This window comes from Halobacillus sp. ABD4_316 (genome assembly GCF_056161385.1).
This window is the reverse complement of record NZ_JBSWZA010000005.1, coordinates 169,373-179,243: the sequence shown is the minus strand read 5'-3', so window position 1 is coordinate 179,243 and position 9,871 is coordinate 169,373. Positions and strand designations below refer to the sequence as shown.

At 46.3% G+C, this 9,871-nt stretch carries 13 protein-coding genes and 1 riboswitch; of the genes, 4 read left to right on the top strand and 9 right to left on the bottom strand.

Features of this window, described 5'->3' with window-relative positions:
• Nucleotides 1-327: 327 nt before the first annotated feature.
• A complete protein-coding gene (locus ACXAJH_RS17795) occupies nucleotides 328-1,107 on the bottom strand; it encodes a hypothetical protein (protein ID WP_474994842.1) in 780 nt (259 codons plus the stop codon).
• Nucleotides 1,108-1,349: 242 nt separating this feature from the next.
• On the opposite strand from ACXAJH_RS17795, the gene trxA reads away from it, so the two are divergent.
• A complete protein-coding gene (gene trxA / locus ACXAJH_RS17790) occupies nucleotides 1,350-1,664 on the top strand; it encodes a thioredoxin (protein ID WP_474991582.1) in 315 nt (104 codons plus the stop codon).
• A gap of 41 nt (nucleotides 1,665-1,705) precedes the next feature.
• Nucleotides 1,706-2,563, top strand: a complete 858-nt coding sequence (locus ACXAJH_RS17785) for an alpha/beta fold hydrolase (RefSeq protein ID WP_474991581.1) — start codon at nucleotides 1,706-1,708, stop codon at nucleotides 2,561-2,563.
• Nucleotides 2,564-2,754: 191 nt separating this feature from the next.
• On the opposite strand, the gene ACXAJH_RS17780 is transcribed toward ACXAJH_RS17785, so the two are convergent.
• Together ACXAJH_RS17780 and ACXAJH_RS17775 are read right to left on the bottom strand one after the other, a co-directional pair.
• Nucleotides 2,755-3,174: an RDD family protein gene (locus ACXAJH_RS17780; RefSeq protein ID WP_474994840.1), complete on the bottom strand. Its 420-nt coding sequence runs from the start codon at nucleotides 3,172-3,174 to the stop codon at nucleotides 2,755-2,757.
• A gap of 199 nt (nucleotides 3,175-3,373) precedes the next feature.
• Nucleotides 3,374-3,586, bottom strand: a complete 213-nt coding sequence (locus ACXAJH_RS17775) for a hypothetical protein (RefSeq protein ID WP_474968109.1) — start codon at nucleotides 3,584-3,586, stop codon at nucleotides 3,374-3,376.
• 136 nt (nucleotides 3,587-3,722) lie between these two features.
• Here ACXAJH_RS17775 and ACXAJH_RS17770 point away from each other — a divergent pair, with 136 nt between their 5' ends.
• A complete protein-coding gene (locus tag ACXAJH_RS17770; protein ID WP_474968108.1) occupies nucleotides 3,723-3,938 on the top strand; it encodes a hypothetical protein in 216 nt (71 codons plus the stop codon).
• 118 nt (nucleotides 3,939-4,056) lie between these two features.
• Here the strand turns inward: ACXAJH_RS17770 and ACXAJH_RS17765 are convergent, their stop codons facing one another.
• Nucleotides 4,057-4,428, bottom strand: a complete 372-nt coding sequence (locus ACXAJH_RS17765) for a hypothetical protein (RefSeq protein ID WP_474968107.1) — start codon at nucleotides 4,426-4,428, stop codon at nucleotides 4,057-4,059.
• Nucleotides 4,429-4,446: 18 nt separating this feature from the next.
• Complete coding sequence (locus tag ACXAJH_RS17760; RefSeq protein ID WP_474968106.1) at nucleotides 4,447-5,328, bottom strand: DUF1028 domain-containing protein; 882 nt, start codon at nucleotides 5,326-5,328, stop codon at nucleotides 4,447-4,449.
• Nucleotides 5,329-5,462: 134 nt separating this feature from the next.
• Here ACXAJH_RS17760 and ACXAJH_RS17755 point away from each other — a divergent pair, with 134 nt between their 5' ends.
• On the top strand, nucleotides 5,463-5,813 hold the full coding sequence (locus tag ACXAJH_RS17755) for a YflT domain-containing protein (RefSeq protein WP_474968105.1): 351 nt from the start codon (nucleotides 5,463-5,465) through the stop codon (nucleotides 5,811-5,813).
• 42 nt (nucleotides 5,814-5,855) lie between these two features.
• Here the strand turns inward: ACXAJH_RS17755 and ACXAJH_RS17750 are convergent, their stop codons facing one another.
• The 4 genes from ACXAJH_RS17750 to ACXAJH_RS17735 form a co-directional block, all read right to left on the bottom strand.
• On the bottom strand, nucleotides 5,856-7,301 hold the full coding sequence (locus ACXAJH_RS17750; protein WP_474971704.1) for a phospholipase D family protein: 1,446 nt from the start codon (nucleotides 7,299-7,301) through the stop codon (nucleotides 5,856-5,858).
• A gap of 100 nt (nucleotides 7,302-7,401) precedes the next feature.
• Nucleotides 7,402-7,968 carry an energy-coupled thiamine transporter ThiT gene (gene thiT, locus ACXAJH_RS17745; protein WP_474968103.1) on the bottom strand — a complete coding sequence of 189 codons (567 nt, stop codon included), beginning with the start codon at nucleotides 7,966-7,968 and terminating at the stop codon, nucleotides 7,402-7,404.
• Between the two features lie 87 nt (nucleotides 7,969-8,055).
• Nucleotides 8,056-8,154, bottom strand: a riboswitch (TPP riboswitch).
• Between the two features lie 81 nt (nucleotides 8,155-8,235).
• Entirely contained in the window at nucleotides 8,236-8,982 is a 747-nt protein-coding gene (locus ACXAJH_RS17740) for an alpha/beta hydrolase (RefSeq protein ID WP_474994838.1), read from the bottom strand.
• Nucleotides 8,960-9,844: an SDR family oxidoreductase gene (locus ACXAJH_RS17735; protein ID WP_474994836.1), complete on the bottom strand. Its 885-nt coding sequence runs from the start codon at nucleotides 9,842-9,844 to the stop codon at nucleotides 8,960-8,962. The genes ACXAJH_RS17740 and ACXAJH_RS17735 overlap by 23 nt, the downstream gene beginning before the upstream one ends.
• Nucleotides 9,845-9,871: the final 27 nt, after the last annotated feature.

Here is a 9,871-nt window from a genome sequence, read left to right as displayed (position 1 = left end):
GTACCCCACGGAAAGGGAGTCATTCCCAAGGCCGCCTCCTACAAATCCCATGACAGAAAGGGGTGATCTGAGCTCACATGTTACATAACAACACCAAGCAATAACAGAGCCAATTTTAAAAAAGTACGGGTCATGGAGTACCTTTCATAATGGTCACGGGTCGTGTATAAGTAGATCCCCTTCATCAGAGACAGATCTTAAGTTAAAAAGAAGCACGTTCTTCCGTTTAGCAGGAGATCGTACTTCTTTACGTTACACAAGAGTACAGAAACAGAAATTCCTACTCAGTAAAAACGCAGCTTCATAGATTTAGGTTAAGATACATGACTATCCATCACCATTTGCAATGGGTAGAAATCGATAGGCCAAGTGTGTACGACAATTATTCAATATATAAAAACCTTTTTGTTCGTCTTTGGACATATATCCGCATTGTTGTCTAGTATTAAAAACATCCTGCACTCTATTTTCAGAAGCGCTGTAATAACTTAAATCAGGTTTCACTGAAATCCAGCTCTGACCGGCATTTTCATCATAATTCGCCTCTAAATCATAAATCAGCACACCTTTGTACCCCTCATCCTTTACTACTCTGATTTCGCTGTCATTGTTTTCGTTTTCACCACCAGCAGAATTCATGAATTCTTCCAATATATTTTTATTTTTCAATTGATTGTCTTTCAACACCACATCTTCCTTACTTGGTTGGTATTCATTTTCTAATACTCCACCTCCTGAATGATTATCCAGGGATTTAGAAGTACCTTCTCGTTCATTCAATTGGATTTGTGCATTTTGAACAGAAGAACGGAGTGCAAAAGCGACTATAGCATTCTTATCAGTCTCACCCTCACCTGTGTCAATCTTATCAATAGCTTCTAAAGCTTCATTTATCATTTCTTGGTCTGTCGATGGCTTAATCTTACTAACTTCTCCCTGCTTGACCTTTTCCGAATCATTTGTTTCGTATAAATGGCTTACTTTTTGAACAGCGGTATCTACACGAGCCGAGTTTCCATTACCGATACCGCACCCCTGCAATAACAAGGCAATACTTAAGCTGATAACCAAGAATCCAAGTTTTCTATTCACTTCTGTAACGACCAAATAATCACCACCTTAACCGATTTGAACTGCCATTTTCTTATTATTTCTGTTTTTACAAAAAATAGCAGATAAGCCTGTGGAAGACAAATCGTACGTTTAACCATTCTCCCTATTCAGACGTATCTTATCAAATACTTAAAAAAGTCCATGCCTCATCAGTTGACGTCAGTTTCAGCATCATGTAACCTTCTAACTACTAAATATTTATTTAGTGGTTATACCGATGCAAGGAGGAATGGAATATGGCTATTCGAAACGCCACAGATGAAACATTTGCACAGGAGACAAGCAGCGGACTCGTTATCGCAGACCTTGGCGCCCCATGGTGTGGTCCTTGTAAAATGATCGCTCCTGTTCTGGAAGAAATTGATGAGGAACAAGGAGATCACATGAACATTGTAAAAGTAGATATTGATGAAAATATGGAAACTGCTCAGAAATATGGTGTGATGAGCGTTCCAACCCTCTTATTCTTCAAAGATGGAGAACTTGTCGATCAGGCAGTCGGTTTCAAACCGAAAGAAGAAATTGTCAGCATCGCCGAGAAACATTCGTAAATAAATAACTCAATCATACGATTATCCTGGGAGGTATAAGAATGAACCAACCTGCAACTATGAATGAAGAAACGTTTAAGCAAAGACAACAATCGGTTATGTTGGAAGGCATCGTCGAGGAACCGGTTAAAGTCAATTATACGGATGTGGGCTCAGGTACGCCTGTAATGCTTTTACACGGCATCCCGACCTGGTCCTACTTATACCAGAGCGTCATTCCGGAGCTTGAAGAGGATTACCGTGTCATTGCACCTGACCTGCTCGGCTATGGACAGTCTGATCAGCGTGACCAGTTCGACCGCTCTCTTCATGTACAGGCGGATATGGTACTCAAGCTTATGGATGAATTGGAATTAGAACAAGTGAATCTTGTTGCCCATGATATTGGTGGAGGCGTTGGTTTGCTTCTTGCTCTTCAAGCACCGGAACGTATTAACAAGCTCGTGCTTTCTAATTCCGTCGCTTATGATTCCTGGCCGATTCAAGATATGCTCGTGATGGGACACCCTTCCAAGAAGAACGAGTCCACGCAGGAATTCGAAGCCTTTCTATCCAAAGCGTACAAAGAAGTGTTCGCTCATCCGGAACAGCTGACTGAAACCTTTTTACAGGGCATCATGGCCCCTTACCTGCACGAGGAAGGCAAACTGAGTCTCGTACGTAACGCCGCAGCATTGAATACAAATGAAACGACTGCGATTACGTCGAAGCTTTCCACCATCAAGCAGCCCGTTCTTTTACTATGGGGAACAAAAGATGAGTGGCAGCCGGTGGAAACAGCAGAAAAACTCATTAAAGATCTGCCTGACAGCACACTCGTAAGATTTGACGAGTCCGCTCACTGGGTTCCTCAGGAAGCACCGAAAGAATTCAGTGCAGAAATTAAGAAGTTCATATAAAAAAATAAAATCCAAGCAGCGTCGGAAGGACGCTGCTTTTCTTCTTTGCTCTATTCACCACGATTTGAGCGCTTCCTGTATGCTCTCCAAACTTTCAAGACCTACTATGTAAGAAATGGTCCCTCCAACTACAATTCCCATGACAAACCACCACGTGTATTTCAAAAGCACCCCTCCCTTGGGAACAGCTTCTACCCCTCATTCGATACATAAGTTCCTGCGATCATGTCATGTACAGCTTTTTTATCCTTACGAAACACAACCATCAGAGCACTGATGATAATCGAGAGTCCTCCCGTTATCACCCCAAGCAGATACTTCCCTAAAAGCTCTCGAAAAACCATGTCAAGAAGGTTCAGCTTATTCCCGTTCTCTTTTTTCACTTTTATCAACATCATCCTTCTGCCAACACCATACCCCTGCCACGCTACTGGTAAAAGGATGCAGTAAATCATATAGAAGACACTTGTCAAAATGTCTTGATATGGACCATTATGGATACCAAAAAAGAAAGGTATAAAGACTCCAATTGGAATATAGATAAGCAGGACATCGATGACTTCAGCCAGTACCCTCATGCCGAAGCTTGCTTTATCAAGGCTGAAAGGCATATCATCATCCTTTACAGATTTTATTGAAGCTTCTTATTACACGGGTATTTTCCATATCCATTGTTCTCGTCCGGATGATCTTTGTGTCCTTTTCATTCTTGAGGCTTAAAAGACCAAGGATAATAACGAACACACTGGTTAGTGCGATAACTCCAAATACAATGAGTTCCAAAGAAAAACCTCTCTTTTTTCATGTATTTCAAAAGAAAAAGTCCTGCAGCTTCAGCAGCATCTGTGAAATAACATCTGAGCTGCCCGGCTGAAACAAAACGATAGACGAAGCGGCGAACACGACTCCAATGACCAGTTGAGCCCAAGCAGCAGGATTCGTGGAGGAATGGAAGAGTTTCTTTCCTCCCAAAACTCCCAGCGCGACCCCCACGCCAAATAAAATAAAGTAATAAAAGCCCATTCAATCACCTCCCAAAGGTTATGAATATCATCCAGAGCTTCCTTCAGCCGTTCCTCTAGTATACAGAAAATGGGTAATGTTACCATATAAACAGGGAAAATTTTCTTTTATAAAACCATGATGGAAGGTGACCACTATGAAAAAAACACTGCTTGTATTCATATGGCTGACAGGAATCTACAACTTTATCCATATTTTGTTAGGCTTTCATATAGAAAAACCACTCCTTCTATTCTCGATAAACACCCATATTTCGGTCGGACTGCTGACTAGATTGATTCAAGCCTTATTTATTTTAAGTTTGTTGATCTATGTAAAAAAATACGTAAACATCCGCAAAGAGACGTCCTGATTTTATCCCCCGAAGGATCGCTATGTAGCTTTCTCTTAAAATAAGGGTTCCGGTGCTGGTAAGAATAACCGGAACCCTTATGTTGATCATTCTCCCTATCTCAAAGAGACGCCTTAAATCACACCACCCATAAACATAGGATGAACAACAGGCCTGAAACAGGAGTCATGATCAGACGTTCCTTTTTACTCCTTGAGATTAAGTTCATCAATGTGTTGATGCCCATGAAAATGATGATTACCCACATGAGAATCGTAGTGGGTAAAAATCGGAGCAGATCAGAGAATTGAAATGCATGCTGAAGAACGATACCGGCCATAAAAACCAACAGCAGGGCATTCAGTGCGCTGGCGACTCTCAAATTCGCCGGCAGGACGCGGTGGGACCCCCCCATGGCCGCTTCCCCGAGCGGAAAACCGGACGCGAGTAACACTTGAAACACAGCCACGAAACAAAATAAAACGGCCGATGTAATCGCTGCGACCTCCATGCCCCATCCCCTCTTCCTTTATCTTCTTTCGCTTTTACCTGGCTGACTCTTCATAAAATCCAGCACCTTCCGATCGACTTTCCCCTGGTCCAGCTCACGACCTTCGAAGTTTTCGGTATGCAGGTACGTCGTCCAGGATTCATAGAACACCTCGTCATCAACTTCCTTACTTTCAAGGCAGCCAAGACGGACTAAATGGCCTACCATTTCCCTTTTTACATCTTCATCGATCAGCTGGACATCCTCTTCCTTCGTTTCACCAAAGTACAATTGGTGCAGCTGGTAAATCCGCTCCAGTTCCTTGATCGGCTCAGGATGATCGTCCACTCTGAGATCTACAGCGACATCGCTTAGTCCGCCGTAGCCTGCTTGATCACGAACGACGAGCACGGCCGCCGACTGCTTTCCTCGGCTGTCTCCCCCTGCTTCCTGCGCCGCTTGGATGGCTCTAATGAGACGTTCGGCCAGGGGGCCTTCCGATTGTTCAAACGCATGTCCCATATGGGTCACCGTTTCTTCATTTACTAATATGTTTCCTTGAGCCGCATAATGCTTCCCTGTGATTCCCCCAGCCCAGTCATAACAGTCTTTCCCGGTAAAAGTCGCTGCCTGACCGGAACGGTCGACAACTCCGACTTGACGGTCTTCCTTTTGAAGGTCTTCGTCCGTTAACTTTTCGATGACTTCCTCCGCAGACAACCCTGCCTCAAGGAGTTTCAACCCTTCCGGACCGTAGGCAGGGTTGGCAAAAGCCTGGGTGGCCACCGCTCCCACACCTGCTTTCGCCCATGGAACGACGGAGCCGACGCCTAAAAACTTGGACTGTACGGCCACGCCCCATTCCTCACGGCCGGGGTCACAGGCGGCGATCGAAAATGTAGCAATGATCTGATTGTTCATCTCTTTTCCCTCCAATATCCTTACCATTCGACAACACATTCAGATTTCCTTCTCTTCCCATATTCCGATTAACAATAGAAAATAACGGGTAATTTTACTGTAGAACATGATATAAAAAAAGGAGCGGTGAAAAAATGAAACCACTTGTACGTGAATACACAAATGATGAACAGTTGAAGGATATGGTAGAAAAACTGAAGAACGAAGGCATTGATAACGAAGAGATTTACATCCTGTCCCATGATGATGACCGGACCGAACGGATTTCGAAGAGTGTGAATGCGAATACGATTGGTGCTTCCGAGCAGGATGCGAAAAGCGTCATCACGAATATCTTCAGTAAAAAAGGCGATGAGCTCCGCACAAAGATGCAGGAAATCGGATTCTCCAAAGAAGAAGCTGGACAATATGAAGAAGACCTGGATGAAGGAAAAGTACTTCTTATCATAACCAATCCTGCAAAAGCTCAGGCAATTCTCTCCTGATAAAAAAGCCCCTGACGCAAAACATGCGTCAGGGGCTTCTGTTTAATAAGTTGTAAACCATGTCCACTTCTGCAGATAATACGTAGCATAGCGGATGGACGTCAGATTGTCCTGGTAGGTTTCATAGTCGGTTGTATAATGGCCGTCTTCATTGGACCAGATCCTCGTGAAGTAATCGTTGACCTCCTGGAAGACCTCCTCCTCCCCGGGCCCGTGGATGACGACATCCGCTTCCAGGTTAAGGTTGGACAGGTTTCTTCTCGTATAGTTGGCGGAACCGGCGACGATGGCGTCATCATCCGGCCCATCTATATACAGCATTTTCGTATGATACTGCTCGACGTTCGTGTCATACCAGCGCAGCTTGATGTTCTCATTTCCGAGGTTCTTCAGCTCGGCAGCCACCGGCAAATTGGGGAGCCCCGGCTTCTCATGGCCGAACGCGGTTTTATTGGGATCCATAATGATGCGTACTTCAGCCCCGCGGTTGGCCGCTTCATCGATCCGGGCGGTCACCTTTTTATCCGCTAAATAATACATCCCGATCCATACGTCATCCCCTTTACCAGCGTCCTCCAGCTCTTCCAGCACGGCGTCATAGATCTTTCCTTCGGTCACGAACTGTGTCTGAAGCGGTCCTTCCTGCTCTTCCCATTCATAGCTGCTGTAGTCGATGAATTCCCCGCCGGAATAGCGGGCCACCGCTTCTTCTGCTTCCAAAATATCCTCTATAATCGGACCGTCCATTTTGAAAGCGACGTTCTCATGGTACCCACTGGCATCATGAGGGTTAGCCGTGGATACAACGGCTGAATCCTCAGTCACAAGCAGCTTCCGGTGGTTCGCCTTAATATTCAACAGCTTCATGTAGGATCGAAGCGTCACGTCAGGGGCCTCCTTGGCAATCGGATTGCCGATCCACCCTTCTCCTCCGTTACCCATCCAGGAAAACATCAGACGCCACGCACTCGAGTATAACGGATTGGAATCTCTCAGTTTGTCCAGATTGGTTAAGACGACGTTCACCCCGCCATCTTCCAGGCGGCGGATTGTTTCCGATTCATAGGAGCCGTAAATGGTATTGATTTGGTCGGTAATAAACACGACTTCAAGCTCAGGCACTTCTTCTTTTCTTTCTAATACAGCGTCCACGAGACGACTGCTGATTTCGGGAAATTCATTTTTCCCGTTCGTGTAGCCGTTGAAAAGAAACATATCAGCGACAATAAAATCATCCGCTTCCCCTATAGTGGCATACATCTCCTCAAAAACCTGAAGATCATGAACCGTATCCCCCTCTTGATTCTCATAGGAGAGGTCACGGAAAAACTCGATATCCTCCATCTGATGGACACCGCCCTCGTAGGAAACGCCTTCCGGGAGCGCTTTCCATGAGGTATGATAGGCAATCATGACCGAAAGGATCAGCACGATCAAAAGCAGCAGCCAGACCCATTTCTTCTTTAATAACCCCTTTATTTTTTTCATTCTTATCCCCCCTGGTCTCTGCCTGTCTTTTCACTACCCGGGGGTGTTTCAAACATGGAAAAAAAAGCCTTCTACCGCAGGGGCAGAAGACTTTTCTCATTTAATGAAGCAGCAGCTTTGGACGCTGTATGAACAAAAGGCTGATTACGATGGCGCTTAAGATAAACGCAGGCAGCATGTATCCGCCATTATAAACGAGGGAGTACAGCCAGACCGGCTGTCCTTCCGGCGCAAACTCACCGTAAAAGATGATCCCTGCTGCGAAGTGACCGAAGAAGCGGAGTACACTGCCGATAAAGCACCCCGCGATGATCCACCCGACGAGAGCTTTCGTTTCCTTGGAGCGGATCGCATTCCAAAGCGGTTTGGCCACGATTCCTGCCGCACCGATCACCGCAAACGCCACAATGTAGTCCAACAGCGTCTGCAAAGGGGTGATGATATAGGCACCGGTCAAAATCTGATAGATGCCGAGCAGCAGTCCAGTAGCCGCGCCTCCCTTCACGCCCCAGCGGAAGGCCATAATGAAGACCGGCACCATTGCAAACGAAACGGAACCGCCCTGGGCCCATAATTTAAATGATAAAAACGGAAGGATATCCAGTAGTAGTGCTAATGCGGAAAAGATCGCAATTTCTACTAAAAATAGGACTCTGCGGTTTCTCATTCCAGCATTCCTCCTTTAAAAAAAGACACAAAAAAAGCAATGCAGACAGGGACGCTTCCTGATGGAGGGATCCCGAATGCATTGCACCATCAAAAAAGCCGCCATCCCTGCGCCAGTACTAACTGACAGGTTCGAAGGGTCTGAACGAGGTTCACTCTCAGCCGCTAGGCTCCCCTTGTAGGCTTTGTACCGATTACTCTTCTTGCTATGCTTCTATTATATCAAACTTCTCTCCGATGACAAAACTTATTTCCCGGGCAATGGAGTCTATTTTGTATTCGTATACATCTGGAAGAATTCCAGACTGCGCTCGACAATCAAATCCTGGTCATGATCCAGTGTTGCGACATGGTAGCTGTTTTCCAAATGGACAAGCTCCTTGTGCTCCGAAAAGACCGAATCAAAGATCACTTCTGAATTATTGGGCGAGACGACGTGATCCTCATCCGAGACGAAAATCAGAATCGGGCAGTGAATCGTATCAAGCCGCTTTTTCACATGATCCATTAAGACCGTGATTTCGGTAATGGATTTGACCGGTGTTTTGTCGTAGGCCAGTTCATCCTGGCCGGGGTCTTTAATATCGGAGCCGATGGCATCAAGAAAACGTTCGTCTGTCGCCGCACTCTCCTCCATCACCGGGATGTCGATTGCTGCATTGATCGGAATAACCCCCTGGATGTCCTTATGCTCACCGGCCATATAAAGGGCAAGCGTTCCTCCCATGGATAAACCGACGACGAATATAGAACTGCACCGTTCATTCAGCCATTGATAGGCGCTCTCCACTGATTCGATCCAGTCCTTATAGGACGTCGTCTCCATATCCTCCGGTGCTGTGCCGTGTCCTTTCAACCGTGGACAGTAAACGGTATAGCCTTCGCGTGCGTATGCTTCTGCGAGCGGACGCATGCTCTGGGTCGTCCCTGTGAACCCGTGGGAGACGAGTATCCCCACCTCATTGCCCTCGTATTTGATTTCCTCTGCCCCATCAAGAATGCTGTACTCGGCCATCTGGTTTTCCTCCTTTTGTTTTGGTGGAACCTAATATCCGTTTCAATACCGCCTTTTCGAGCCATGCCCATGGAAGAATCCTTTTCAAAAGCACGTTGGTACGGACGCCCGCTCCGACTGGATAACGCAGTTTTTTCAGCTTGTCTTTTTGGATCAGTCCTGTCATGAGGTCGGCGACGGAAGCCGGCTGGGCCCGTGACTCTTCGTTCAAGGCACTCCACAGTCCTTTTATGTAGGAAGCATACGGCGACGAAGGATTGTGTACTTCCTCTGGAAGCTTCATACCGGACGACCAGATATTCGTCTGAAAAGAGCCTGGTTCAATCAACGCGACATCAATGCCGAATGGCTGCAGTTCAAAGCGCAGGCTTTCAGAAAGTCCTTCCAGCGCATGCTTGGACGATACATACGCCGATAACCCCGGAAAACCGATCAATCCACTGACACTGCTGACATTTAGTATTTTTCCGGACCCTTGGCGCCTCATGACGGGCAGAACAGCCTTCGTGACGGCTATAACACCAAAGACGTTCGTATCGAACTGCCGGCGGTATTCCTCAAGTGGGACCTGTTCCAGGAACCCTCCTACCGCATAGCCCGCGTTGTTCACGAGCACATCCACCCGCTCCAGTTGTTCTGCTTTTTCCTTAAAACGTTCAATCGAGGTATCATCCGTGACATCCAGCTGCCACACTTCAATCTTCTGCTTCACGTCTTCCGTCAGGTCTGCGTTTTGGAAAACCGACGCTTTTTCCATATTCCGCATTGTTGCAATGACACGGAAGCCTTTCTCTGCACATTTCACAGCGGTCTGCTGTCCGAATCCGCTGGAGGATCCGGTAATCATAACGGTTGGCTGCATCGATGGTGTCCTCCTTTATCTATTCGT